The following is a 25,872-nucleotide window of genomic DNA, read 5'->3' on the forward strand; positions in this document are numbered from 1 at the left end:
GGAGCGGGCTTGCTCGCGAAAGCGGTGGGTCAGTCACATCGATGTTTGATGTGCTGCCGCCTTCGCGAGCAAGCCCGCTCCCACAGGGGCCGCGGTGTTTTCAGGAAAATAGTGCGTCGCTGTTACGTCGCCATTGCTAGTCTGTAATTCCTTGAGACCGCAATGGAGCACCCTCATGGCTATTCAGGCCCTGCGCGCCGACGCATCGCACATCGACCAGATCGCCCCTTTGTTTGACGCCTACCGGATGTTCTACAAGCAGCCGTCGAACCTTTCGCAATCGCGCGCCTTCATCGCCGAGCGCCTCGCCCGGGATGAATCGGTGATATTTCTTGCCCAGGACAGCGACGGTGAAAACCTCGGCTTCGTCCAGCTGTTCCCGACTTTTTCTTCCATCGACGCCCATCGCACCTGGTTGCTCGGTGATCTGTTCACCACACCCGCTGCCCGGGGTAAAGGTGTCGGCACCGTGCTGATGAACACCGCCCGGGATTTCGCGAAGCTGGCCGGTGGCAAAGGCATGACCCTGGAAACCGCCACCGACAACCTCACCGCCCAGCGCCTGTATGAATCCCTGGGCTGGGTGCGCGACCCCGGTTACTACACCTATTGCCTGGATCTGAAAAAAGACTGAGTCAGCGATCCTTTCAGCCAAATACCGGCCGCATGAATGAACGCTCGTAGCTGAGGATGAATTTTTTCTCTTCGGCGTACTTGAACGCCGCGATACATTCCGGATCGTTCATCGACTGCTGCCGGTAATGCTCGTACTCCGCCAGGCTGGGGAAGGTGAACAGCGCCAGGGCGATGTTGTTGGCGCCCTCCGACGGCAAAAAGTAGCCGTGGTGCTGGCCGCCGAACTTTTCCACCAGGGGAATCCACAACTTGCCGTAGTGCTCGAATGCGTCGAGCTGGTAGGGATCGAGCACGTATTTCAGGTAGCAGGTCACCATTGTTTCGTTCCTTGATCAGGTTTTTAGGGCAGTCGCCACTGTAATCAACCGTGGGCGCCCGGCACAGCCGCTTGTTCGACATTGACCAGTAACTTTGCGCCAGAGGCATGCGCTGGCGCCGCCGCACTATTGGTTCAGTCAATAGTCACCATCAAGAATCGCAAGTTCTGTTTTTTGTGCAAAGGCGGAAAATTGCCTGCATTGAAAACGCTGCTCAAGGAACCTGCGCGATGAAAATCTTGACCCGACTGGCTGTGATTGCCCTGTTGCTGGGCAGTGTTGCATCCACCGCATCGGCCTTTGCCGAAGACGCACGCACCTGCCATCTGCCGCCCATCACCGCTGGCCAGGGCGGCTTGCAATACGGGCAGACGGTCGGGGTGCTGTACAGCGAAAACACCGTGGAAAACCTGCAATACCTTGAGCAATACCACTCGGTGGCCGTCAACGGTGCGAAGAACGCACTCGATGCGCGGATTCGCCAGGCGTTCGTCAACAGCTCCGATCCGCAACTGGCCATCGACTGGTTGATGAGCTCGCTGCACCACACCTTTGTGTCGGTGACCGTCTACGACAACCTCGAGGCCCTGGTGCAGGCGCACCCGGATGTGGTGGTGATGCTCGATACCCACAACCAGTTGCTGACCCAGCGTAACGACCGGGTCGAGGCGCGTTTCGCCGCGCGGTTCTACGACGCCAACCTGCAGTACATCGGCAAGGCCGAAGGTGCGGTGGAAAAACAACTGCCGTCGGTGTGGGTGCATGACAAGGCCGCCCCCGAGATTGCCGCGCAAATCGATCAGCAACGCGACCTGCAACTGACCGCGCTGAAACAGTTCGATGCGTCGTTGAAGGCGCTGGTAACGGCCGGTTTAACCGCAGCAACAAATTAATAACCCCGACGTCCATTGAGCGGCGGGCAACCCAATCCACCGTGGATTTCTATTCAGGACCTGATTCATGCGCACTGTTTTTGCCCCGAGCCTGGTATTCGCCTCGCTGCTGCTGGCCGGTTGTGCCACGCCGAACAATCCGACCATGACCTTGCACACCAGCAAGTCGCCCGAGGAGTACACCCATTGCGTGGTGCCGAAGTTGCAGGACGATGCGCTGGCGCCCACGGTATCGCAGACCCAGCGCAGCTACCGGATTGTCGTATCGAGCAAAGTGTCGGCGGACAACGTGCTTGAAACCTATAAAGCCTCGAACGGCGGCAAGGTGTTCCTGTACGAGCGCAAGCTGCTGGCCTCGGCGTTCGTGCCGTCGACGTTCGAACGTGCGGCGCAGGAGTGTTTGTAAGCAGAATTTCAGGCAAAAAAAAGCCACCAGAATTGGCAGCAGAAAGTTAAAGCACGCATTGAATGACTTGATTATGCCGCTCGGTTCATGACGATTCGATGACGGTTTGATGGCCATTCATCAGGATGCCGGTAATTCGCGGACTGCCGACTAATTGTGGTGTGGGTCAGATCTCCAGGCTGTGTCATCTCGGTGTCATCGAAGTAATGGCAAGATCCTCGCAATCCGTCTTGAGTGCCCGACGGCCGCCAGTCCGCCGGCAGATGAATGTGCAAGGAACCCCCCCTATGAAAGACGCCCCGCTGTTTGCCGCCATCGACCTGGGTTCCAATGCGTTTCGCCTGATGATTGGCCAATCGGTGAGACGGAACCAGCAGATGGTCATCCAGGAAGTGAAAACCCTACGTGAACCAGTGCGTCTGGCCGAAGGCCTGCAGGGCGGGGCGCTCGATGAGTTGGCGCTGGACCGGGGCTGGCAGGCGCTGGCGAGATTCGGCAAGAAGCTGCGCGGCTTTGAGGCCGGGCGGGTGCGGGCGGTGGCCACCAGTGCCGTACGCGAAGCGGACAACGCGCCGCTATTCCTGGCCAGTGCCGAACGCCACCTGGGCTTTCGCATCGACGTCATTTCCGGTCACGAAGAGGCGCAACTGGTCTATGCCGGCGTGGCCCACACTTTGCCGGCGCAAACCACGCGGCTGGTGGTGGATATCGGCGGTGGCTCCACGGAGATGATCATCGGCCGTGGCGACCAGCTGCTGGTCACCGAGAGCATTGCCATCGGCAGCGGCACCTTCGGTGCGCATTACTTCCACGGCGGGCGGATCGTTGCCGAAGCGCTGCTGGAGGCCGAACGCGCGGCCACCGTGCAATTCGAACGCATTGCCCGCCGTTACCGCGCCATGGGCTGGCAACAGGCTATCGGTTCTTCCGGGACGGCGCGGATGCTCGCCAAGGTGCTCAAGGCCAATGGCTTGAATGATGACGGCCAAAGCGGCATCACCTACGGCGGCCTGTTGCGCCTGTCGTTGCGCCTGCTGGAAGTCAAACATGTGAAACACCTCAAACTGGCCGGTTTGCCCACCCATCGCCTGAGCATTTTGCCCGGCGGCCTGGTGTTGATGCTGGCGGCGTTCAAGGTGTTCGGGATCACGCACATGATTGCGTCTGAACCGGGTTTGCGGTTCGGCGTGCTGCATGGATTGATGAGCAAACACTAAAGTCCGCCAGCCGAGGTAAACCCATGACCGACCCCCGTCGCGTGCTGTTCGTCTGCGCCCGAAACGATGTCCGCTCACCGATGGCCGAAGCCCTGCTGCGCCACACCGATCCTGCCGACTTCCAGGCCTTCAGTGCCGGGCTCGAGGCCAGCGAGATCGACCCGCGCACGTTCGAATCCCTCGATCACATCGGCGTCGATGCCAGCGACTTGCGCAGCAAGTCCCTCGAGGATTTCGAAGGCCAAGCGTTCGACTACGTCATCACCCTGTGCGACAAATCCTCCGAAGAGGCCGCGCGCATGCCGTTTACCGCTGAAGTGATGGTCTGGAGCTTCGAAGACCCGACCACCAGCGAAAGACACGACCCGTTCCGCCATACCCTGCAGGAAATCGGCGACCGCATCAAAATGTTCGTCACCGTGAAAACCCGTCCCGTGCCCCAGGCGCCGTCAGTCAGCGATTCCTGAAAACCTCCGAACAGCGTCTACCCTCATCGGTCACAACCATCATGATGAGGGTGGAAACGGTGATGAAAACGGACAAGGTTGACTCAAACGAAGCCTCGGCGCTGATCGACGAACGAATCCGGGAACTGGCTGACTGGCGCGGCGAATCCCTGGCCCACATCCGCCAGATCATCCGCCAGGCCGACCCCGAAGTGATCGAAGAGTGGAAGTGGCGCGGCGTGCCGGTGTGGTCCCATGCCGGCATCATTTGCACCGGCGAGACCTACAAGCAAGTGGTGAAGATGACCTTCGCCAAGGGCGCTTCGCTGGACGATCCGTCGAAGCTGTTCAATGCAAGCCTTGAAGGCAATACTCGGCGTGCCATCGATATCCGCGAGGGTGAGCAGATCGATGAAAAGGCGCTGACGGCGTTGATTCAGGCGGCCATTGAGCTCAATACCTCCCGAACCCTGACCAAAAAGTAAGCTATGCACAAGACCCTGTGGGAGCGGGCTTGCTCGCGAAGAGGCCTTCACATTCACCATCGTAGGTGACTGGACTATCGCTTTCGCGAGCAAGCCCGCTCCCACAGGGATTGCGTCCATTTGACCACTTGGGATATCCCCGACCACCGTGTTCCAATAGCCATCCGGCAACACCCGACTGGAAACGGAACATGAAGAAAATCGCCGCCCTGACCCTCGCCCTGGCGCTCACCGCTGGCCTGCTCAGCACTCCCACCCTTGCTGCGGGCGATGTCCAGGCCGGGGAGAAAGTGTTCAAGCGCCTCTGCAGTGGCTGCCATCAGATCGGCGAATCGGCTCGCGCCTTCTTTGGTCCGCAGCTCAATGGCGTGATCGGTCGCCCCTCTGCCGTCACCACGGACTACGTGTATTCCGACGCGATGAAATCCGCCAACCTGGTCTGGGACCGCGAAACCCTGATCGCCTACCTTGAGGCGCCGAAAAAAGTCGTCCCCGGTACCCGCATGATTTTCTGGGGGCTCAGCGATCCGGAAAAAATCGAAGACCTGTTGGCCTATCTGCAAACTTTTCCGGCGCAGTAATCACTCGCTGGCCAGATTGTCGACCAGCCATTCGGTAAAGGCCCGCGCCATCGGGATGTTCTCGCTGTCGCGGTGGGTCAGCAGCGCCCAGTTCGGGCCGCGGATGGTTTGCTCCACCATCGGCTGCAACAGCCCGGTGGCCCGCGCCTGCCGACTCAGCAACTGGCTTACCAGTGCAATGCCGAGACCGGTGCAGGCCGCGTCGAGCAGCAAACCCGGATTGGAAAAATTCAGCCCCTGATCCATCTGCCCCACATCAATTCCCGATTCCACTGCCCAGTGGCTCCAGTCCATTTCCCGCTCGCCATGCAGGGTGGTGCGCTGCTGCGCCGGTACGGCCAGCAGGCTTGGATGGCACGCCGGGTAGAGGCGGTCGGCGTGCAGCACTCTGAAACTGCATTCGGCCTGGGAACTGATGTCGTCGCGCACCGCCAGGTCGATGGTCTGGCTGGCCATGTCCGGCACTTCATCGGTGCTGAAAATCCACAGATCGACCTGCGGATGCTGGCGACGGAAATCCCCCAGGCGTGGCAACAACCAGTGCCGGGCAAACGCCGGGGTGGTGTTGAGCACCAGTTGATTGGGTTTCTGATACTGCCCCAGCCGGCGAATGCCCACCGCCAGTTGCTGCAGCAACGCCTGGGTGGTGCTCAGCAGATCGTGCCCGGCATCGGTCAGGCTGACGCTGCGCCCGCTGCGATGGAACAGCGGTTGTTCCAGGTAGGCCTCAAGGCTGCGGATCTGCTGGCTGATCGCCGATTGGGTGAGGTGCAACTCGTCGGCGGCCTTGTGAAAACTGCCCAGCCGGGCGGCGGCTTCGAAGCCGCGCAGGGTGCTCAGGGGCGGCCAGTGCTTGAGCATATCGATAAGCTCCTCTAATCAGTTATCTGCAAAATCCATCGTTTGTTTGCCCGTTTTTCCAGCCGTAGCATGCATGCCAAGACCGCCAAGGCCGTTTTCATTGAACACAATGACTTAACTCAGAGGTGCTTGTCATGCAACACAACGAAATTCAAAACAGCGGTTGGACGATGCCGGCCGAGTGGGTCACCCACGCCGCCACCTGGATGGTCTGGCCGCACAACAAGACCCTTTGGGAGTCAGGCTGGCGGGTGACACTGCCACAGGTTCAAGAGGACTTCGCCCGCGTGGCCAACGCCATCGCCCGCTTCGAACCGGTGAAACTGGTGGTCGATCCTTCGGCCGTCGCCAGCGCCAAGGCCTTGTGCGGGCCGAACATCGAGTTGATCGAACTGGCGGTCAACGACAGCTGGTGCCGCGATTCCGGCCCGAGCTTCGTTTGCCATCCGCAGCAAGGCCTGGCTGGTGTGAGCTGGCGCTTCAATGCTTGGGGCGGCAAGTCGGCCCACGATCTGGACGAAAGCCTGGCCCGCCGTGCGCTCAATCATTTGGGGCTGGAGTGTTTCGGCACCACGCTGAGCAACGAGGGCGGCGCCATTCACGTGGACGGCGAGGGCTCGCTGATCACCACCGAGTCGGTATTGCTCAACCCCAATCGCAACCCGGGCGTGACCAAGGCCGAGATCGAAGAGATCTTCACCCGCCTGCTTGGCGTGAAGAAAACCATCTGGCTGCCGGGCGATCCGGACTACGTGACCGGCGACATGACCGACGGCCACGTCGACGGCGTGTGCGCCTTTGCCCGCCCCGGTGTGTTGCTGGTGGACGCCACCCACGACCAGAGCTCTGTGTACGCCGCAGTCGCACGGGAAAACCGTCGCGCCCTTGAACTGGCCACCGATGCCCAGGGCCGCAAGTTCGAGCTGATCGAACTCTATGAAGCCTCCGATGCGGTAGACACCGAGGCCGAAGTGTTCTGCGCCTCCTACACCAACTTCTACATAGCCAACGGCGCGATCATCATGCCGGCCTATGGCATCGATGCCGACAAGGTCGCTGCTGAAGTGCTGGCGCAGGCATTCCCCGGTCGTGAAGTGGTGCCGGTGCGGATCAACCACCTGGCCCATGGTGGCGGCGGTGTGCATTGCATCACCCAGCAACAGCCGGCCTGGCCGGTGCGGGGTTGATGCCATGACACTGCTGACCATAGCCACCACCCAGATGCCCTGCACCTGGGACCTGAAACTCAACCTCGACCAGGCCGAGCAACTGGTCCGCGAGGCAGCGGCCAAGGGCGCGCAAGTGATCCTGTTGCAGGAGCTGTTCGCCACGCCGTACTTCTGCATCGAGCAACACCACAAACACCTGGCACTGGCCGAAGAGTATCGCGACAGCCACGTGCTCCAGCGCTTTGCCGCATTGGCCAAAGAGTTGGGCGTGGTACTGCCGCTGAGCTGGTACGAGAAGGCCGGCAATGCCTACTTCAATTCACTGAGCGTGGCCGACGCCGACGGGCGCCTGTTGGGGGTGTACCGCAAGACCCACATCCCCAACGCCATCGGCTATCAGGAGAAGGAGTACTTCAGCCCCGGCGATAGCGGTTTCCGGGTCTGGGACACAGCGTTCGGGCGCATCGGCCTGGGCATCTGCTGGGATCAGTGGTTCCCGGAAACCGCCCGCTGTCTGGCCTTGATGGGCGCCGAAGTGCTGCTGTTCCCCACGGCCATTGGCTCCGAACCGGGTTGCGCCACGCTCGATTCCCGGGATCACTGGCAGATGACCATGCGCGGCCACGCCGCCGCCAACCTGCTGCCGGTGGTGGCGGCCAACCGTGTCGGCCGGGAAGCGGCGACCACCGACCCGACCCTGCAAATGAACTTCTACGGCTCTTCGTTCATCTGCAACCACAAGGGCAAATTGCTCGCCGAAGCCGACCGCGACAGCACCGGCGTGCTGGTCCACAGCCTGGACCTGGCGGCCATGCGCGAAGACCGCCTGACCTGGGGCATCTACCGCGATCGCCGTCCGGACATGTACGGCGCCTTGTTGACCCAGGACGGTCGTCAGATCCACTCACGCTGGGCAACCCAAGGGGTGTGACATGAACACGATCAACAAGCTGTGCCTGGCCATGGGGCTGGCGCTGGGCTGTGCGGTGCCTGCGCTGCACGCCGAGGAGAAAACCCTGCGGCTGTACAACTGGGCCGATTATTTCGCCGAGGACACCCTGAGCAAGTTCACCGCCGAAACCGGGATCAAGGTGATCTACGACGTCATGGACGGCAGTGAAACCCTGGAGGCGAAAATGCTCGCCGGTGGCAGCGGCTACGACCTGATCTTCCCCGGCGACACCGTGGCCGAACGCCTGATGCGCGCCGGCAGCCTGCAACCGCTGGATCAGTCCAGAATCACCGCCCTGAGCGACGTCGAGCCGGGGTTGCAGAAATTGCGCTCGCACTATGAGCATTCGAGCCAGGCTACGGTCCCGTACACCTGGGGCACTATCGGCCTGACCTACAACGCCGAGCAGATCGCCCAGCGTGCGCCGGACGCGCCGGTCAATAGCCTGGACATGCTGTTCAAGCCGGAACTGGCGGCGAAGTTCGCCGACTGCGGCATCTCGATGATCGACTCGCCGGACGAAGTGCTGGCGGTGGTGCTCAACTACCTCGGCCGCGACCCGCGCAGCGCCAAACCGGCGGACCTGGCGGCGGCCAGTGACTTGCTGATGAAGCTGCGGCCGTACATTCGCAAGTTCCAGTCGCAACCGGTGACCGACCTGGTCAACGGCAACCTGTGCGTGTCCCTGGGCTACAGCGGCGACATGACCCAGGCGCAGCGCGCGTCGGACAGCGCCGGCAAGAAAACCACCTTCCACTACCGCATTCCCCGGGAAGGCACCACGGTGTGGATGGATACCATGGCCATTCCCGTCGACGCCCGGCACCCGGAGTATGCCTACGCGTTCATCAACTTCGTGATGCGCCCGCAGAATATGGCAGCCATCAGCAACTTCACCGGCTACCCCACCTCCAACACCAAGGCACGCCCGGATGTCGATGTCGCGATGCGCAACAACCCGGACATCTACCTCGACGAAGCCACCTACGGGCGGCTGATTCCCGGCAAGGACATTCCCCAGGCCGACATGCGGGCACGCATGCGCACCTGGACCAAGTTCAAGACCGCTACAGTCAAATGATTACCGGCCGGCCCGAGGGCCGGCCAAACCTCGATTTCAGGAAAACACATGCCGACACGTCGAACATTCATCAAGCAGGTATCGGTCGCCGCCGGGCTGGGCGCGGTGGTGTCCATGGGATTGGGCTTTGCCGGCCTGCCGGTGCGAGCGGCCGGCAAGGGCAAGTGGTACATGCCCGATGAAGGAGACAAACACCAACGGGCTTTCATCGCCTTCGGCGCACAGGCCGCGATCTGGGAGGACTTCACGCCCCACGTGCAAGACGCCCTTGGCCGGATCGCCCGCAGCATTGCCGAATTCGAGCCGGTCACCGTGTTCTGTCGCCAGAGCGAACGGCGCCTGGCCGAAGCCAAATGCGGCAGCCACAACACCACCTTCGTGATCACCGAACTGGACGACATCTGGATGCGCGACATCGGCGCCAATTTTGTCGTCGATGGCAACGGCGGCCTTGGTGCCGTGGACTTTAACTTCAACGGCTGGGGCAACAAACAGCAGCATGCGGACGATGCGCAACTGGCCGCCCAGGTCGCGGAAAATGCCAAGGCGGATTACCTGCGCAGCGAACTGGTGGGCGAGGGCGGAGGCATCGAAGTGGATGGCCACGGCACCGGGATCATGACCGAAAGCAGCTGGATCAACCGCAATCGCAATCCCGACTGGAGCAAAGCCGACGTCGAGGCAGAATTGAAAGAACGCCTGGGCCTGCGCAAAATCATCTGGCTGCCGGGCATCAAGGGCAAGGACATCACCGACGCCCACATCGACTTCTACGCGCGCTTCGTCAAGCCCGGCGTGGTCATCGCCAACCTCGACAACGACCCCGAGTCCTACGACTACAAGGTCACTCGCGCCCATCTGCAGATCCTGGAAAATGCCACGGATGCCGATGGCCGCAAGTTGCAGGTGCATACCGTGTCGCCACCACTCAACCCGCGCAACAGCCGGTTCAGCAAAGACAATCAGGACTTCGCAGCGGGCTACATCAACTACTTCGTGATCAATGGCGCGATCATCGCTGCGCAATTCGGCGACGAAGAAGCCGATGGCAAAGCCTTCGACCTGCTGTCCGAACTCTACCCGCAGCGCAAGGTGGTGCAGCTCGACATCGACGCGATCTCCGCCGGTGGTGGAGGGATTCACTGCGTGACCAGTCATCAGCCGTTGGTGTGAAGTATTCAGGCTGTACACAAAACCTGTGGGATCGCCGCACCGCCGCTCCCACAGGGTTATTTGCTGAGTCAGGCTTTTGTGGCCTTCAGGTAAGCCCCCAACCGTCGCCCCATTTCCTCACCCAACGCCTGCAAGCCACTCAACGGCCGTACCATCACTTCAAACTCGACAATCTTGCCCTGTTCGTTGAAGCGGATCATGTCGATGCCCTTCAGCTCTTTCCCGCCGACCCTGGCGCTGAATTCGAGAATCACGTTCAAGCCATCCGCCGTCGCCAACTCGCGGTGATAGGCCAAGTCCTCGAACACGTTGATGACCGTGTTGAGGATCATCGACACCACCGGCGCTCCCTGATACGGCGTGTGCGCCATCGGCGAACGGAACACCGCCTGCGGATCGAGCAGTTCGGGCAAGCCGCTCAAGTCGCGGTTGCCGATCATCGCGTGCCACTGCTTCAGGGCCGCTGCGACGTTGTGGTTCAGGTTCAACTCAGACATCTTCAACTCCTGTTTTTTATTGTTGTGCTGCGAAAGCGTTGGTCGATGACCCTGGCGGCATCGTCGGCCCATTGACGGTAGAGCATCGGCCCCGGATGGAAACCATCGCTGGCCATCAAGCCAGGTTCGGGCGCCAGCGGGGTGGTGAGCATCGTACATTGATCCAGGCGTGCGGCCAGTTCCGCCAAATGTGCATTGAAACGCTGCGCCCTGAACCCCAGGAACCAGCGCAATGGTTGCGGCAGCGCGGGGAACAAATGCATCGGCGGAAGCGGCGACACCACGATCTGCCTCACCGCGAACTTGTCGCACAACAGCGCCATCAAACGCCGTTGCCGAGCAAGCCACTGATCCAGGGTGAGTGAGCTGGTGACATCGTTGACGCCAATCGACAACAGCGCCACATCGAACGGCTCGGGGGCGTGCTGATCGAGAAGCTCCAGCAGCCCTTGTGAATCCAGACCCGAGCGCGCCCAGAGTTTCCACACCACCTGATAATCATCGGCCAGGCGCTCGACCAGCCGACCGCAGAGGGCTTCACCTTGCGTCGCCGCGCCCACCCCTGCAGCGGCGCTGTCGCCGACAATCAACAACCGCAGAGCGTCGCCACTGCCGGCATAGCCCTGACGTTCACCTTCGGCCTCCGGCAACTTGGGCGTCATGCGCCGCGTGTACAGTCCCTGCGCCAGCAACAGCGGGCCGAGCAGGATTTTGGCGAGAGTTTCAGTGTGGCTCATTTGACGTTATCGCCCTGCAATGCACAGCTCCCCGGTCGCACGAATCATCGCCTGGTCATGCAAATAATCCTTGATCAGTGCGGAGCGTTCGGTGGCCAGCCATTGCGGGCAGTTCGGGTCTTTGCGGTAGGGCAGGAACGCGGCGTACTGCGTGAGCAGCTGGTTTTGCAGGGTGTCGAGCTTGGGCCGGATGTCGTTGTTGAGGTCCGGCCGTGGCGTGTCCGGTGCCTTGTGCGCCGCTTGCCATTGTGCGATTCGGCCGTATTGCACCAATTTGCTGGCTTCGATCTGGGCGGCGATCAGGTCGGCGACATCGTCGGGGTCGAGCTGGCGCTGGGCCGCCTGCTTCTTGGCGTTGGCGATGACTTGCGCTTCCCGGGCGTTGTCCTGGACCGGTTTGCCGCTGTCCCACTTGGTCAGCGCCACCAGCTCGCTGATGTACAACCGCTCATTCATCGTCGCCAGCAAGGGTTGCAAGGCATCGGGCGCCGGGGGCGTAGCGCCGGCCTGGGCGCCGCCGGCGAACAAACCGAGCAGGGCGCAGGCCAACCAGTGCGGCAGGCGTGGGGAACGGGGCATGGGCAGAACCTCCTTGGACGCAAAAATCACTCCGGCTTGTTTATCACAAGTGCGGCCAGGGAACGACAGGTTGCGAAGGATTCAGGCCAGCAGCCGTTCAATCTGCGCCAGCTCCCAGGTGCTGAGCAAACTCACCGGGTCGGTGCCGAAGCGCTGTCCGTTGTCGAACACATATTCACGGCCATCGGGGCTTTGGCCGTGCAGGCAGTGGCGCAAGTGGCCGGTATCGACGTCGAGCGTCAGGCGCCAGCCGTCGATGTCGACCCGTACATGGCCAGACTCGCAGGCGTCATCGACTCGCTGGAAAGTGCAAATGCCCTGGGCGGCATCGCGCAACGGCTGGTAAACCTCGCGGGCGGTGAGGGCGGGCATAGTGGCCTCGGGTGTGAAATCGGGGAGGCACAGGATAGATCATCAGCCTGCAAAAAAGCCCGGCTGATAAGGCCCGGACTCTGTAGGAGCGAGCTCGCTCCTACAGGTTACTCATTGCTTGCTCTATTTGCGGTTCAACGCCGCTTCCGCCGCGGCAATTTCAGCCTGGCGCTTGACGATCATGTCGCCCACCGGCGGCCCCTGGAAGCGCCGGGCTTCAAAGCCGAACCAGACGATGGCCGTCAGCACCAGGAAACCGATGGTGATGTACAGCGCCCAATCGTTCGGTGGCTGGATGCCGATGACAAAAATGATGATCATCGACAGGATCGAGAGAGTGGCGAACACCGAGTACCAGAAACGCCCCATGTTCCACGGCCCCATGGTCGGCCACTTCGAGGTCCCAAAGGTAAATAGCCCCAGCACGATGGGAATGGCGAAGGAGAAGAACAGGAAGATCACCGTGCAGGACACCACGATCGTATAGACCGGCGTTGCCCCGATCGAGATCACCGACGATCCCCAGTCGAACAACACCGCGAGGGTGGCACCTGTCCAGATCGCTGCCACCGGGCTGCGATGGGTCGATGAGACCGAGGACAGCGCTTTTGAGCAGGGCAGGCCACCGTCCCGGGAGAACGCGAAGATCATCCGTGAAACCGAGGTGACGGTGGCCAGCCCGCAGAGCACCTGCGAGATGAAAATCGCCACGTAAAGCACCAGTTTCAGTGTCGGGTTGACCTGGGTGTTCATGGCCCAGAAAAACACGTTCCAGCCTTGCTTGGCCGCCTCGTCCATGTTCGGCAGCATCAGCACGAACGCGCTGAGCATCAGCCAGCCGAACAGCAACGACCAGACCACCGACATGACCATGCCGCGCGGCACCGACATGGCCGCGTTGCGGGTTTCCTCGGAGGTATGCGCCGAGGCGTCATAGCCGGTGATGGTGTAGATCGGCAACAGCAGGCCGAGCATGAAAACCCAGCCGTTGGAGACCTGCGGCCAGACGCTGCCACCCGCCTCGCCGGAGTAGTTGCCGAAGGTCCACAGCCGCGCGAATTCATAGCTGGGTGCCGACATCAGGCAGACGATGGTCAGGGCCAGCGCCGTGGCGAAGATCAGGTAGCCGGAGAAGTCAGTGAGCTTGGCGGTCAGGCCGATGCCCAAGTGGTTGCACAAGGCCTGCAGGCCGGTGAGGATCGCCAGGAAAATCACCCGGACCGTGGTCGTGTCCTCCATGCCCAGTGCCGGTCCGAAGGCACCGAAAAAGAAGTAATAGGTGCCGACGTTGATCGCGCCCAGCACCGTGACCAGCCCCAGCAGGTTGAACCACGCAGTCAGCCAGCCAGTGAAGCGGTTACCGAGAATCGAGCCCCAGTGGTACAGGCCGCCGGCGGTGGGGTAGGCCGAGGAGATCTGTGCCATGGCCATGGCGAATACCCCGGAGATCAGGCAGCCGATCGGCCAGCCGATGCCGATGGATATCCCCCCCGCGCCCGAGGTGCCCTGGGCCAGGGAGTTGATGCCACCCGAGAGGATGCAGATGATCGAAAAGGAAATGGCGAAGTTGGAGAAAACCCCCATTCGTCGTGAGAGTTGCTGGGCATAGCCCATGCTGTGCAGCACCTTGACGTCATCGTCGTGCGTTTCGGTGCCCGGCTGGCTTGCTGGGTTCATGATGTGTGCCCCTTCAGGTGTTCATACGCAACCATCCGGGTCGCCGGATGGGCTGGCTTTCAACCCCTTGTCGTACTGCTCCTGTCGCTAACGGATCACACCTGTCCATGCGCAGTGCTGGCCAGGCGACTGCTCTATAGGCGGCCGTGAAACGCCGCGTCGAAAATCTTTGCCACGCCGTCCCGGGTCAATGGCAGCGGGTTGCCGCCGGCGGAGGGGTCGACAATCGCCATGTCGGCGATCAGGTCGGCCTGCCGGTCATCCACGCCCAGTTCAACCAGGGTATGGGGCACGCCGATGTCCTTGCGCAGCTTGAGGACGAAGGCCAGGAAACTGTCGAACCCCGGCGAGGGCAGGCGCAGGTACGCCGCCAGGCGGGTGATGCGCTCCTCGATGGCCGAGCGATTGAACTGCAGGACATAGGGCATGAAGGTGGCGTTGGTCATGCCGTGATGGGTGTCGTACAGCGCACCCACCGGATGTGAAAGCGCATGCATCCCGCCCAGGCCTTTCTGGAATGCCGTGGCACCCATGGCCGCCGCCGCGAGCATTTGCGCGCGGGCCTCGAGGTCCGACGGCGTGTGTACCGCCTTCACCAGTGAGTTGGCCACCAGGCGCATGCCTTCCACCGCAATGCCATCGGCCAGGGGGTGAAAACCGGGGGCGCAGTACGCCTCCAGGCAATGGGATAAAGCGTCCATGCCAGTGCCGGCGGTGATCTTGGCCGGCATGCCGACGGTGAGGGCCGGATCACTGATCACCACGCGCGGCATCATTTTCGGGTGGAAAATGATGCGTTTGGTGTGGGTGCGCTCGTCGATGATCACCGCCGCACGACCGACTTCGGAACCGGTTCCCGCCGTGGTCGGCACGGCAATGACCGGGGCGATGCGGCTGTCGTCGGCGCGGGTCCAATAGTCGCCGATGTCCTCGAAATCCCAGACCGGGCGGGTCTGGCCGCTCATGAAGGCAATGAGCTTGCCCATGTCCAGGCCACTGCCACCACCGAACGCGATCACGCCGTCGTGCTGGCCGGCACGCCAGGCGTCGAGCCCGCCGGCCAGGTTGGCTTCGACCGGGTTGGGCTTGAGGTCACAAAACAGCGCCACGCCAAGGCCGGCGGCGCGCAATGCGTCCAGTGCCGCCGTGGTGATCGGCGCGCGCGCCAGGCCGCTGTCGGTCACCAGCAAGGGTCGCTGGATGCCCTGGCTGCGACAGACCTCGGCCAGTTCGGCGATGCGCCCGACACCGAAACGAACGCTCGTGGGGTAGTTCCAGTTTCCTGTCAGGTTCATGGTCTACACCTCGTGACGTAGATGAAAGGATTTGACCCGGGTCAGGTGCTCATAGCCCAGTGGCGACAGGGTGACGCCGCGCCCGCTGTTCTTCACGCCTGTCCAGGCCAGTGCCGGGTCCAGGTAATCGCAGCGGTTCATGAACACCGTGCCGGTGGCGATCTCGTTGCCCAGGCGTTCGGCCGCGTCGAGATCTTGCGTCCACAGCGAGGCACTGAGCCCGAACGGACTGTCGTTCATCAAGGCGATAGCTTCATCGTCACCGGCCACCGGCATGATGCCGACCACCGGACCGAAGCTTTCCTCACGCATCACCGACATCTGATGGCTGACATCCACCAGCACCTGCGGCGCAAGGTAGGCACTGCCCGGTACATCAGCCGCAAATGCTTTTGCATCGATCAGCGCTTTGGCCCCCAGCTTCACGGCTTCGGCGATCTGTCCGCGAACGAAATCGGCAGCACTCGGCGAAACCATGGGTCCGAGCGTGGTGGCTTCGTCCAGCGGATTGCCCAGCACATATTGACGGGTCAGGGCGACGAATCCCTCGACAAAGGCCGGATAGATTCTCTGATCGACGTAGACGCGTTCGATGGCGCAGCAGCTCTGTCCGGAGTTGAAGAAGCTGCCGTCCACCAGGTTTTCCACCGCATGTTCGAGGTTGGCGTCAGCCCGCACGTAGGCCGGATCTTTGCCGCCGAGCTCCAGGCCCACGCCGATGAAGCGCCCCGTGGCAGCGCTTTCCATGGCCTTGCCGGCTTCGACCGAACCGGTGAAATTGACCTGCTGCACGCGGCCCGAAGCAATCAGCGCGGCGGTCTGCCGATGATCGAGCAGCAGGTTATGGAACAGGCCTTGCGGCAGATGGGCCAGGCGCATGGCCTCGGCGAAACGCTCGCCCACCAGCAGTGTTTGCGACGCATGTTTGAGGATCACGCTGTTGCCGGCCATCAGCGCCGGGATGATCGTGTTCACTGCCGTCAGATAGGGGTAATTCCACGGGGCGACCACCAGCACAGTGCCCAGCGGCTCGCGTTTGATATAGCGCCGCAAACCCGCCTTGGGCTCCGGCTCTATAGCGGCCAGGGCCTGCGGTGCGATGGCGATCATGTGCCGGGCGCGTTCGGCAAAACCGCGCAGTTCACCGGCACCGTAACGTACCGGGCGGCCCATCTGCCAGGCCAGCTCCGGCACTATGTCGGCCTGCATCGACAGCATCGCGTCCACCGCGGCATTGCAAAACGCCGCGCGTTCGCTCAGTGAGCGGCGTTGCCATGACGCCTGTGCGCTGGCAGCCGCCGTCAGCGCCTGCTCGACCTGCGCCGCATCGGCCACTTCGCGTTCGACGTACACCCGGCCATCGACCGGGGAGATCAGTTGCACCTTCGCAGTCATGATGTTCTCAATAGCGCTCGAAACCGCGCTGCAATTCCCAATCGGTGATTCGCCGGTCGTACTCCTTCTGCTCCCACTCGGCGGTGTGCACGTAATGGTCGACCACCTCATCGCCGAACGCCTCGCGCAACATGCTTGAGCTCTTGAGGGCGGCGCTCGCCTCGCGCAGGGTCTTGGACACTTCCGGCAAATGCTCATCGAGGTAGGCATCACCTTCGAACGGCGGCGCCAGATCGAGCTTCTCGTCGATACCCGCCAAACCTGCCGCGATCAACGCGGCGAAGGCCAGATAGGGGTTGAGGTCGGCACCGCCGATGCGGCATTCGATGCGGATGGCCTTGCTGCCTTCGGCACACAGGCGAAAGCCGGCGGTGCGATTGTCGCGGCTCCAAACCGCCCGCGTCGGCGCAAAAGTGCCAGCCTGGAAGCGCTTGTAGGAGTTGATGTAGGGCGCAAGAAAGCAGGTGATGTCGTTGGCGTACTTGAGCTGCCCGGCGACCCAGGCCCGCATCAGTTTCGACATGCCGAACTCGGCTTTCGCGTCGAAGAACAGCGGCTTTTTGGCGTTCTTGTCCCACAGCGAATTATGGATGTGACTGCTGGAGCCGGCAGCGTCGTAGCGCCACTTGGCCATGAAGGTGATCGCCTTGCCCTGCAACTGCGCGATCTCTTTGCAGGCGTGCTTGATGATGACGTGGTGGTCCGCCATGGTCATGGCGTCGGCGTAGCGGATGTTGATCTCTTCCTGCCCCGGGCCCCATTCACCCTTGGAGTTTTCCACGGGAATGCCCGAGGCCTGCAAGTGCTTGCGGATCGCCCGCAGCACCGGCTCTTCGCGGGTGGTCTGCAGGATGTTGTAGTCCTCGATGTAATGGCCGGCGGTTTTCGGTTTGTGGTAGTTGCGCTTGTGGATCGCCTCGTAGGTCTCATCGAACAGATAGAACTCGAGTTCCGAGGCAAACATGCCGGTATAGCCGCGCTCGCGCAGGCGCTCGACCTGCTTCTTCAGAATCGCCCGCGGGCTGTGGGGCAGGTCCTGGCGATGGTGATGATCGAGCACGTCGCACAGCACCATCGCCGTGCACTCAAGCCAGGGCACGCGCCGTAGGGTGGACATGTCGGGCTTGAGCACGAAATCGCCGTAACCCTTGCTCCAACTGGCTGCTGCGTAACCCGGCACCGGCTCCATGTCGATGTCATCGGCCAGCAGGTAATTGCAGCAGTGGGTTTCTTCGTGGCCGCTGTCGATGAAAAACTCGACCTGGAAGCGCTTGCCGACCAGGCGTCCCTGCATGTCGACCATGCAGACCAGCACGGTATCGATTTCGCCGGCAACCGCGGCGTGCTTGAGTGCATCAAAGCTGAGGAGGGGCTCTGTCATCACGGCAATCCTGCGTGAAAGGTTTGGGCCAGTCTGGGATAGCTGTTGCAGACGCTCTCCAGAAAAACCCAAAACCTGCAGAACCGAGCATCGTGAGCAACGAGTTGATCAAAGCTTAGCCTACCCTTGCAAAGTGCAAGTTCTGCCAGGTTAAAAGACACCGCACGACGTGGCTCCTTGTAGGAGCGAGCAAGCTCGCTCCTACAAGGTGAGGCCATTCGGCTTCACTCTGGCAACCCCGCCAACCGCAGTCCATCGACGAAACGGGCGAAATCCTCAGACCGTTGAATGGGCAGCCAGTCCTTGAGGGTGCACAGGCGCAAAGAGGGATCCAGCTCTCGCAGGCGTTGCATCGCCAAATTCGCTTTATCCATTCGACCGTCGAGCGCATGACTGGCCGCCACCAGCGCCGCCGCGATCAGCAGACTGGGCAGGTTGCCCAGCGCCTTTTCCGCCCAGTCCGCAGCGGCATCGAAGTGCCCGGCGAAGAAATGCGCGAGCGCCATCCCGACCTGCATCCTGAACATTTCCGGATCCAGCGGACTCAAGCGAACGGCATGGTTCAAATGCTCGATCGCAGCGTCTGTTTCACCGCGCAGTGCCCGCAGGATACCGCCCAGGAACCAGGCGGGGGCGAGGTTGGGATTGAGCAGGCGCGCCCTGTCGAGCAGGGCAATGCCGGCATCGACTTCGCCGGCGAGATGAGCAAGCGCATGTCCGCCCCGGGTCAACGCGACGGCATCATCGCGGCCAAGGGTCACCGCCAGACGCGCCAGCCGTATGCCCTCGGCGATTTCTGCTGGTCGATCGGTCATCCAGCCATTGAGCTTGCGCCAGAAATGGCACCAGGCGGCCATGCCATAGGCCGAGGCAAATTCCGCATCGAGTTCGATGGCCTGGTAGAACATCGGCAGCGCCTGCTCGATGGCTTCCCGGCTGCCGCTGTGCAGTTTTGCCATGGCCCGCAGGTAGTAGTCATAGGCGTCCAGGCTTTCCGTCGGCTTGCGTTTGGCGCGCTCGATTTCTGCCCGTTCCAGTTGCGGCGCGATAGCACCGACGACGCTTTCGGTGATTTGGTCCTGCAGCTCGAAGATGTCGTCGAGCAGGCCTTCGAAGCGTTCCGCCCAGATGTGCGTTCCGCTCGTCGCGTCGATCAGTTGCCCGGTAATGCGCAGCTTGTTGCCGCACTTGCGCACGCTGCCTTCGAGCACGTAGCGAACGCCCAGCTCCTGGCCAACGCCCTGGGCGTCCACGGCCTGGCCCTTGTAGGTAAAGCTCGAATTGCGCGCGATAACGAACAGCCAGCGAATACGCGACAGGGCGGCGATGATGTCCTCCACGACGCCGTCGGCGAAGTATTCCTGCTCCGGATCGCCGCTCAGGTTCTGGAAGGGCAGGACGGTGATCGAGGGTTTTTCCGGCAGGACGAGCGCAGGGGAGGGGATTGGTATCGGGGCAGCGCTCGGGCGTTCATCGTTATCAGGCTGTCGCGCTTCCTCGGTCAAATCGCCGTTGATCCGGCCAACGAAGCGGTAGCCTTTGCGGGCGACGGTGCGTACCAGGCGCTGCTCCTCACCGGTATCGCCGATGGCCTTGCGCACGGCATTGATGTGGCTGGTGATCGTCGATTCCGAAACGATCCGGCCGCTCCACACTGAATTGAGCAATTCGTCCTTGCTGAGGACTCGATCGGGATTGTTGACGAACAGCAGCAACAGGTCGAAGACCTGCGGTCCGACGGCCACGACCTGCCCGCGCAAGGTCAGCTCTCGGCGCTCCTGATCGAGTACGTAGTCTTCAAACGCGAATGGCAAGTTGAGCATCCCCTGGCGAAGCGCCCTCAACTCCGTGTCCCAGGCGGCTGGCGGTTGGTAACTGAGGCAGATGATACGGCAGCTCGACACCCGCTGCACCGTCAGCGGCAAGGGAGCCTGGAAGAACCTCAGTAGCTTTGGACATAAATCCAAGCGCTCGCCAAGGAAAACCCAAGCCCGGCGCAAGGACTTGCCTGGTGCACGCAGGCAATCTCTCTACACCGACGCAATAGTTGCAGTCGACAAGTGGAGAAAAGCCATGAAGATCGTCGTCATCGGAGGCTCCGGCCTCATCGGATCGAAACTTGTGAACACCCTTCGCGAGCGCGGCCATGACGCGCTTGCCGCCAGCCCCAGCTCGGGCGTGAACAGCATCACCCGCGAAGGCCTGGCCGAAGCGATGGATGGCGCTGACGTCGTGGTCGACGTGGCGAACGCGCCGTCGTGGGAGGACCAGGCCGTTCTTGATTTCTTTGAAACGTCGAGCCGTAACCTGCTGGCCGCCGAAGCTGCTGCCGGGGTTCGTCATCATGTTGCCCTGTCGATTGTCGGCAGCGAACGGCTTCCCGATACCGGTTATTTCCGGGCCAAGGTCGCGCAGGAGGCTCTTATCAAGGCATCCAGCGTTCCCTACACCATTGTGCGTGCCACGCAGTTCTCCGAGTTTGCCGGCGGCATTGTCCAGTCGTTCACCGTCGGCGATGAGATTCATGCTTCGCCGGCGCTGATCCAGCCGATAGCGTCCGACGACGTGGTGGCGGCGTTGGCCGATGTCGTACTCGCTGCACCGCTCAATGGCACCGTTGAAGTCGGCGGCCCGGAAACCATGCCGATCGACGAACTGGCCAGGCGCTATCTGCGGGCGACCCAGGACAACCGCAAGGTCGTGCCGGACGTGCATGCGCGCTACTTCGGCGCCGTGCTCAACGATCAATCGCTGGTCACCGGCAAGAACGCACGCCTGGGGGCGATTCGCTTCGACGACTGGCTGGCCCGGTCGACAGCGCAGTAACGGATCGCACCCTCACATTTCCCTACGAATCCAGGAGAAATCCCATGGTTACCCGATTGCTAATGGCCGCTGTCTTTGCAGCGCTCTCGATCAGCGCCGCATCGGCCGCCGAGCCACCCCACGGCAAGGTGACGGTGGTGTTCGACCGCCCCATCCCCAACATCCCTGGCAAGAGCATGAGGGGCGTGGTCGTCGAGTATGGGCCGGGTGCTGCGTCGCCGGCCCACACCCATCCGAAAACGGCCTTCATCTATGCAACGGTGCTGGAGGGCTCGTTTCGCATCCAGGTCAAAGGCCAGCCGGAAAAGATCTACAAGGTCGGCGAAAACTTCGTAGAAGAGCCGGGTTCCGTGCACCTGGTCAGCGCCAACGCCAGCGACACTCAACCTGCACGCCTGTTGGCGGTGTTCGTTCTCGACACCGACGAAAAGGTGCTCGTAACACCGATCAAACAATGAGCCACGAAAAAGCCCGGCTGTTGAGGCCGGGCTTTTCGTTGAGTCCTGCGGTCAAGCACTGCATTCAGACAGCGCGGCTTTCGATCAGACGATCCGAACCGCCTTCGGCAACGCGGTTTTGCAGCAGTTTGTCGGAACCGCCTTCAGCGACGCGGTTTTGCAGGAGCTTGTCGGAACCGCCTTCGGCGAAGCGATTTTGCAGGAGCTTGTCGGAACCGCCTTCGGCGACGCGGTTTTGCAGCAGCTTGTCGGAGCCGCCTTCAGCGACGCGGTTTTGCAGGAGCTTGTCGGACCCGCCTTCGGCAACACGTTTTTCCAGCAGGCGATTCGAACCACCTTCGGCCACACGGCTTTCAATCAGACGATCCGAGCCGCCTTCAGCGACCACAGGTTGAGCAGAGTTTGCGGCGAAAGCGTTAACTGCGAAAACCGAGAAAGCGATGCTGAGGAGGGTCTGGCGTTTCATGATGGTGTGCTCCGGGGTGCTTATGGGTTGGTATGGAGCAGATGTTACGCCGGGGATTTTTTAAGAGAACTTCATTGAAATGATGGTGACTATCGATGCAGTCAATGGATCGAACACCGCCTGTATAAGCACCTCTTTTTGTGGCGAGGGAGCTTGCTCCCGCTGGACTGCGTAGCAGTCCTCCATTTGGGGCCGCTACGCGACCCAGCGGGAGCAAGCTCCCTCGCCACAAAGTTATCGCAAGGCAATCAGGCTTCGCTGATCTGACTGACACTGGTGATCTGCCCATTCCAGACCATCTCGTAATGCGCCGCCTGCACAATCGACGAAACCGGCCTCGGCGTCATCAACGCCCAGCAATGACTGCCCGGCATCCGCACCGAGTGATAACGCAACCCGGGACAACCGGCATCCCGCACCGCGCGCCCCAGAACACGGGATTGGCTGTAGTCGTCCGGCGCATACACCGGATCGCTCATCGGCAGGGCCGCAGCGTCCTTCATCCCGGCATCGCCAAATGCACAAGCCAACCCACGAAACACAAAGCGCTCATAGTTCAGGCTCGGCACCTTCGACCAATACAGAGCCTGGTGATGCCGCACTTCGGCCAGCGCCGCTTCCATCGAATTCGCCAGGTACAACACGCCAAAACTGCCGTCACTGAAGCGCGAACCCGCCGGGTTGACGTGGGTAAAGGGCGCAATGGCGTAAGAGCAACCCGGAATACCGAACGGAATCTCGCTGCGCGCAATCAACTCAAGCTGACCCAGCTCATTCTTCAACCGCGGATTGGTCAGCGCCTGAATCTCGAACAACAGCTCAAACTCATCCGCATCCGCCACATCATCAAACAACGCAATCGGCGGAAACTTCGAATTGACCAGGCGATAAGCCTGCAACGACTGACCGGCAAACACCGCCAGCTCACTCGCCATCACCATTGCGCACCCCGCAGCATGTCGATGCGGCGGAAGGTTTCATACAGCGAAATCATGTCGCCCTGGGCCATGATCTCCAGCGGCGAACGCCCGTGGAAAAACTCGTTGTCATTGGCCATCGAGGCAAAGCCGTAAACGTTATCCGGGTTGTCGAACACCAGCCGCAACGTCGCGTGAATGTTCAGCACGAAGCTGATGCGCTGCATCTGGTCCGCATCCAGCGCCACCGCCCAATCCGGGTCACGCTGCCGGGCGCGGGTGTAGGTACTGCGGGAAATACGCAGGATGCGACAGGCCTGGTCGCTGGTGGCTTTCCACTTTTCCAGAATGCTCACGGCGGCACGCAGACCAGTGACGCATTGGTTTTTGCTGAAGGATTGGGCTTGGGCGGGGACGGCCATGGTTGTGTGCTCGTTTTGAATCTGTAGATTCAAATTTAGATATATTGAGTCTGTAGAGCAATGTTAGTGCGACGGGTGGGCCTAGCGTGCCAATTCAATAGGGCTGCGATCTTGCTGAGGCTATGTGATGCAGGTCGGGAAAGACATCCAGGTAAACCAAGCGGGCAGGCCGGGGGCACAACTGTAGATTTTTCGGCAAAGAAGTGAGTTCAGGCAAGCCGATGACGGTAGTCAGCGAAGGTATCAGCGGACGGCGAGGTCTGTTTGGCGACCAAAGCTTGACTGAATGTATTGCAGCATCGCCTCAAAAGCTGACGCGTCTGGTGCATCATGTTTGCCGACGGCGGTTCTTCACATTTCTTTTCATATAGAAAATCGTTTAGAAAGCCCTAAATTGTTGGGTGCTAGGCAATTTTTAGAGGTTCTTAACAGGGCTACCTTCGTATTTTTTTGCACGATTTTCTGGAATGTCTTCAGGGGTAAAAGTGCCAGTCGCCAGCGAATACAAATCTGGCGCCTATCAGGCGCCCGCATTCAATTACTCAGCAGCTTGCGCCTGCAAAACGCCGCCCGCCGCTTGCCCAGCCACCGGGTCACCCACCGTTCTGCCATTGGGAATAAACGCCGCACTGCCATTCTCATGCACATGAAACAGCCGTGCGCCGTTGTTGGGTTTGGTGGTGATCAATTGATGATCCGCCGTCAGATAATCCAGCGGTAATTGCTGGATGTCCTTGTACTGCTCCACGATGATCGTGCGCTGTGGATTCCAGGCCTCGCCACTTTGCTTTTCCAGCCACACCATCAGTGCAGCGCTGTCGCCGGTTTGTGGAATGTCCGAATCCGGGAGCACGTAGTAGAACGGTGCGCCATGGTTTTGCAGGTACATGGGCAGCTTGTTGTCGACATCCACCAGCACCATGCGCCATTCGCTCCACGGCGCTGTCTTGATGGCTTCGGCGCGCACATCCTGGGTGAACTGCATGACGCCGCCCGCGCCGCCGTTGGTCCAGGGGTAGACAACACCCAGTACCAAAAACAGGAACCCGGCCGCTCCGGCTATGCCTCTGGTCCAACCAGCCCCGCTGACTTTACCGGCCGCCTGACGCGCAGCCATGCGCCGGCTGACCCACCAGGCCGCCAGCAATTGCGCAAACGGCACCAGCGGCAACACGTAATAACTGCGCCGGCTGCCACTGATGGTGAAGAACAGGAACAGCAACCCCAGGCCCCAGATCAGCCAGCGAATGTTCGGTTCGGTGTGCTTCCAGCTACGCACGGCCACCCACAGGCCGAGCATCCAGCAGGGTGCCCAGGGCAGGGTGTAGGCCGGCAGATACAGCAGATAGGTATAGATCGGGCCGATGTTGTCGAACGGCTTGAAAAACCGAACCACGTTCTCCTGAAACACCAGGCCCAGCCCACTCGGTCCATAAGTCGGTGTGCCATAGCGGTGCGACAACATGAACGGCAGCATGTAGACCACGCCGCCCACCAGCATCGCCAGCAACAGGCGTGGATTGAGATGGTTTTTCCAGCGTCCCTCGCCCAGCAGATGCGGCAACAGCATCAGCCCCGGCAGGATGAACCCGATCAGGCCCTTGAACAGCGAGGTCAGCGCCAGCATCAGGAAAAATACGCTGTAGCGACTCAGCCGCGTATCGTCCGGGCCGCGCCAATACCACCAGACCGCGGCCAATACACCGCAAACCGTCAGCACGTCCGCCGTGGCAACCCGCGCCCAGAACACGAAAAAGAACGTCGTCGCCAGAAACCAGCCGGCAATCAGGCCGGTGCCTTTGCTATAGAGCCGCTCCCCGATCAGGTAGACCAACCAGACACTCAGCCAGGCCGCCAAAACCGAAGGCAGGCGCAATGACCAGTGCCCGAGGCCACCCATCAAATGGGCTGTGGCCGTAATCAACCAATAGGAAGGCAGCGGCTTGTCGTAATAGGGCATGCCCTTGAGGTAAGGGTCGAAATAATCGCCGGTTTGCAGCATCTGCAACGCGATGTTCGCCCAGCGCGTTTCCGCTCCCCAAAGCTCCCTTGCACCCAACCCGAACAGCAATAGCAGCGCGGATACGCCGAGCAGAAGGATCAGCGCACCCCGGTCACTTTTCAGAAACCTGACTAACGAATTGTTCATCACTGTTTCGCACGTTGCGCTCGCCGTGGCGATGCTGGAGTAGCAAGGCTATCCGGCGAAATGTGATGGGATTGTCAGTAGATTGCGAATAAAGCGTTGCGTCTGATTGAGGCGTGGTTGCTCGATCAAGTGACGTAAGGCCGTGATGTACACAATGAAAAATTGTTCATGTGAATCACGGCTGCATCATTGATGAAATGTGCGCCCCCCAAGGCATGCAGGCGCGTGGCAATCGGCAAAAAGCGGCCGTCGATACATTCAGAAAGTGGCCACTTCTCTTGGCCCGAACACCTCGCACAATCGTCCCCTGTATTGGGGGATATTCCCCGTCATCGGGGCTTTCATCCGGGCTGTTCATACGCCTGCTTAAAGCCAGCGGACAAAGCGGGCGTGGCGTAGAGCCATTAGTCACTTCCTGTCACTTTTGGCGGGAAATATGCATCGTTCCCATCCCGGCTCGAAATCAAACGTTTCGCCAGCCCGG

General features: G+C 61.1%; 28 protein-coding genes. 13 read left to right on the forward strand and 15 right to left on the reverse strand.

Annotation, left to right across the window (positions count from 1 at the left end):
- Window positions 1-175: 175 nt before the first annotated feature.
- Entirely contained in the window at window positions 176-634 is a 459-nt protein-coding gene (locus tag KGA85_RS02555) for a GNAT family N-acetyltransferase (protein WP_223454034.1), read from the forward strand.
- A gap of 13 nt (window positions 635-647) precedes the next feature.
- Here KGA85_RS02555 and KGA85_RS02560 read toward each other — a convergent pair whose 3' ends face one another.
- Window positions 648-953, reverse strand: coding sequence for an NIPSNAP family protein (locus KGA85_RS02560; protein ID WP_223454036.1), 306 nt, complete (start codon window positions 951-953; stop codon window positions 648-650).
- Window positions 954-1,183: 230 nt separating this feature from the next.
- Between KGA85_RS02560 and KGA85_RS02565 the strand changes: the two genes are divergently transcribed.
- The 6 genes from KGA85_RS02565 to KGA85_RS02590 all read left to right on the forward strand — a co-directional run bounded on the left by KGA85_RS02565 (window position 1,184) and on the right by KGA85_RS02590 (window position 4,981).
- On the forward strand, window positions 1,184-1,846 hold the full coding sequence (locus KGA85_RS02565) for an ATPase (RefSeq protein WP_223454038.1): 663 nt from the start codon (window positions 1,184-1,186) through the stop codon (window positions 1,844-1,846).
- A gap of 67 nt (window positions 1,847-1,913) precedes the next feature.
- Entirely contained in the window at window positions 1,914-2,252 is a 339-nt protein-coding gene (locus tag KGA85_RS02570) for a hypothetical protein (protein WP_223454040.1), read from the forward strand.
- Window positions 2,253-2,539: 287 nt separating this feature from the next.
- Window positions 2,540-3,469: a Ppx/GppA family phosphatase gene (locus KGA85_RS02575; RefSeq protein ID WP_223454042.1), complete on the forward strand. Its 930-nt coding sequence runs from the start codon at window positions 2,540-2,542 to the stop codon at window positions 3,467-3,469.
- A gap of 23 nt (window positions 3,470-3,492) precedes the next feature.
- The gene (locus KGA85_RS02580) at window positions 3,493-3,936 is read left to right on the forward strand and encodes an arsenate reductase ArsC (protein ID WP_223454044.1); all 444 of its coding nucleotides are present in this window, start codon (window positions 3,493-3,495) and stop codon (window positions 3,934-3,936) included.
- Window positions 3,937-3,998: 62 nt separating this feature from the next.
- Window positions 3,999-4,400, forward strand: a complete 402-nt coding sequence (locus tag KGA85_RS02585; protein ID WP_223533687.1) for a DUF1801 domain-containing protein — start codon at window positions 3,999-4,001, stop codon at window positions 4,398-4,400.
- A gap of 191 nt (window positions 4,401-4,591) precedes the next feature.
- Entirely contained in the window at window positions 4,592-4,981 is a 390-nt protein-coding gene (locus KGA85_RS02590) for a c-type cytochrome (RefSeq protein WP_223454048.1), read from the forward strand.
- Here the strand turns inward: KGA85_RS02590 and KGA85_RS02595 are convergent, their stop codons facing one another.
- Entirely contained in the window at window positions 4,982-5,842 is an 861-nt protein-coding gene (locus KGA85_RS02595; protein WP_223542888.1) for a LysR substrate-binding domain-containing protein, read from the reverse strand.
- 134 nt (window positions 5,843-5,976) lie between these two features.
- Here KGA85_RS02595 and KGA85_RS02600 point away from each other — a divergent pair, with 134 nt between their 5' ends.
- From KGA85_RS02600 to KGA85_RS02615, 4 genes are read left to right on the forward strand one after another with little or no spacing between them, the layout of a single operon-like run.
- Window positions 5,977-7,029 (forward strand): agmatine/peptidylarginine deiminase, encoded by a 1,053-nt coding sequence (locus tag KGA85_RS02600; protein ID WP_223454052.1) that lies wholly within the window; start codon window positions 5,977-5,979, stop codon window positions 7,027-7,029.
- A 4-nt stretch (window positions 7,030-7,033) separates the two neighbouring features.
- Window positions 7,034-7,942: an N-carbamoylputrescine amidase gene (gene aguB / locus KGA85_RS02605; protein ID WP_223454054.1), complete on the forward strand. Its 909-nt coding sequence runs from the start codon at window positions 7,034-7,036 to the stop codon at window positions 7,940-7,942.
- A 1-nt stretch (window position 7,943) separates the two neighbouring features.
- Window positions 7,944-9,044 carry an extracellular solute-binding protein gene (locus KGA85_RS02610; RefSeq protein WP_223542889.1) on the forward strand — a complete coding sequence of 367 codons (1,101 nt, stop codon included), beginning with the start codon at window positions 7,944-7,946 and terminating at the stop codon, window positions 9,042-9,044.
- 48 nt (window positions 9,045-9,092) lie between these two features.
- Complete coding sequence (locus KGA85_RS02615; RefSeq protein ID WP_223454058.1) at window positions 9,093-10,217, forward strand: agmatine/peptidylarginine deiminase; 1,125 nt, start codon at window positions 9,093-9,095, stop codon at window positions 10,215-10,217.
- Window positions 10,218-10,285: 68 nt separating this feature from the next.
- Here the strand turns inward: KGA85_RS02615 and KGA85_RS02620 are convergent, their stop codons facing one another.
- From KGA85_RS02620 to KGA85_RS02660, 9 genes are all read right to left on the reverse strand, one after another.
- Window positions 10,286-10,714, reverse strand: coding sequence for a nuclear transport factor 2 family protein (locus KGA85_RS02620; RefSeq protein WP_223454060.1), 429 nt, complete (start codon window positions 10,712-10,714; stop codon window positions 10,286-10,288).
- Window positions 10,715-10,716: 2 nt separating this feature from the next.
- Entirely contained in the window at window positions 10,717-11,451 is a 735-nt protein-coding gene (locus KGA85_RS02625; RefSeq protein ID WP_223454061.1) for an SGNH/GDSL hydrolase family protein, read from the reverse strand.
- Between the two features lie 6 nt (window positions 11,452-11,457).
- On the reverse strand, window positions 11,458-12,030 hold the full coding sequence (locus KGA85_RS02630) for a chorismate mutase (protein WP_223533684.1): 573 nt from the start codon (window positions 12,028-12,030) through the stop codon (window positions 11,458-11,460).
- An 81-nt stretch (window positions 12,031-12,111) separates the two neighbouring features.
- The gene (locus KGA85_RS02635; protein ID WP_223454065.1) at window positions 12,112-12,402 is read right to left on the reverse strand and encodes a hypothetical protein; all 291 of its coding nucleotides are present in this window, start codon (window positions 12,400-12,402) and stop codon (window positions 12,112-12,114) included.
- A gap of 123 nt (window positions 12,403-12,525) precedes the next feature.
- On the reverse strand, window positions 12,526-14,079 hold the full coding sequence (locus KGA85_RS02640; RefSeq protein WP_223454066.1) for an amino acid permease: 1,554 nt from the start codon (window positions 14,077-14,079) through the stop codon (window positions 12,526-12,528).
- A 134-nt stretch (window positions 14,080-14,213) separates the two neighbouring features.
- Window positions 14,214-15,374 (reverse strand): iron-containing alcohol dehydrogenase, encoded by a 1,161-nt coding sequence (locus tag KGA85_RS02645; RefSeq protein WP_223454068.1) that lies wholly within the window; start codon window positions 15,372-15,374, stop codon window positions 14,214-14,216.
- A gap of 3 nt (window positions 15,375-15,377) precedes the next feature.
- Window positions 15,378-16,769 carry an aldehyde dehydrogenase family protein gene (locus tag KGA85_RS02650; RefSeq protein WP_223533683.1) on the reverse strand — a complete coding sequence of 464 codons (1,392 nt, stop codon included), beginning with the start codon at window positions 16,767-16,769 and terminating at the stop codon, window positions 15,378-15,380.
- A gap of 7 nt (window positions 16,770-16,776) precedes the next feature.
- Complete coding sequence (locus KGA85_RS02655) at window positions 16,777-18,150, reverse strand: glutamine synthetase family protein (RefSeq protein WP_223454072.1); 1,374 nt, start codon at window positions 18,148-18,150, stop codon at window positions 16,777-16,779.
- A gap of 224 nt (window positions 18,151-18,374) precedes the next feature.
- The gene (locus KGA85_RS02660; RefSeq protein ID WP_223533682.1) at window positions 18,375-19,964 is read right to left on the reverse strand and encodes a winged helix-turn-helix domain-containing tetratricopeptide repeat protein; all 1,590 of its coding nucleotides are present in this window, start codon (window positions 19,962-19,964) and stop codon (window positions 18,375-18,377) included.
- A 259-nt stretch (window positions 19,965-20,223) separates the two neighbouring features.
- Here KGA85_RS02660 and KGA85_RS02665 point away from each other — a divergent pair, with 259 nt between their 5' ends.
- Together KGA85_RS02665 and KGA85_RS02670 are read left to right on the forward strand one after the other, a co-directional pair.
- A complete protein-coding gene (locus KGA85_RS02665) occupies window positions 20,224-20,976 on the forward strand; it encodes an SDR family oxidoreductase (protein WP_223454076.1) in 753 nt (250 codons plus the stop codon).
- Between the two features lie 44 nt (window positions 20,977-21,020).
- Window positions 21,021-21,434 (forward strand): cupin domain-containing protein, encoded by a 414-nt coding sequence (locus KGA85_RS02670; RefSeq protein ID WP_223454078.1) that lies wholly within the window; start codon window positions 21,021-21,023, stop codon window positions 21,432-21,434.
- 64 nt (window positions 21,435-21,498) lie between these two features.
- Here KGA85_RS02670 and KGA85_RS02675 read toward each other — a convergent pair whose 3' ends face one another.
- The 4 genes from KGA85_RS02675 to KGA85_RS02690 form a co-directional block, all read right to left on the reverse strand.
- Window positions 21,499-21,900 carry a hypothetical protein gene (locus KGA85_RS02675; protein ID WP_223454080.1) on the reverse strand — a complete coding sequence of 134 codons (402 nt, stop codon included), beginning with the start codon at window positions 21,898-21,900 and terminating at the stop codon, window positions 21,499-21,501.
- A 248-nt stretch (window positions 21,901-22,148) separates the two neighbouring features.
- The gene (locus tag KGA85_RS02680) at window positions 22,149-22,841 is read right to left on the reverse strand and encodes an RES family NAD+ phosphorylase (RefSeq protein WP_223542890.1); all 693 of its coding nucleotides are present in this window, start codon (window positions 22,839-22,841) and stop codon (window positions 22,149-22,151) included.
- Complete coding sequence (locus KGA85_RS02685) at window positions 22,835-23,239, reverse strand: antitoxin Xre-like helix-turn-helix domain-containing protein (RefSeq protein ID WP_223454084.1); 405 nt, start codon at window positions 23,237-23,239, stop codon at window positions 22,835-22,837. The genes KGA85_RS02680 and KGA85_RS02685 overlap by 7 nt, the downstream gene beginning before the upstream one ends.
- 538 nt (window positions 23,240-23,777) lie before the next feature.
- Window positions 23,778-25,388 (reverse strand): ArnT family glycosyltransferase, encoded by a 1,611-nt coding sequence (locus KGA85_RS02690; protein ID WP_223533681.1) that lies wholly within the window; start codon window positions 25,386-25,388, stop codon window positions 23,778-23,780.
- Window positions 25,389-25,872 lie beyond the last annotated feature (484 nt).

It is taken from the genome of Pseudomonas sp. GL-B-12 (genome assembly GCF_019955895.1).
Taxonomy (GTDB): Bacteria; Pseudomonadota; Gammaproteobacteria; order Pseudomonadales; family Pseudomonadaceae; genus Aquipseudomonas.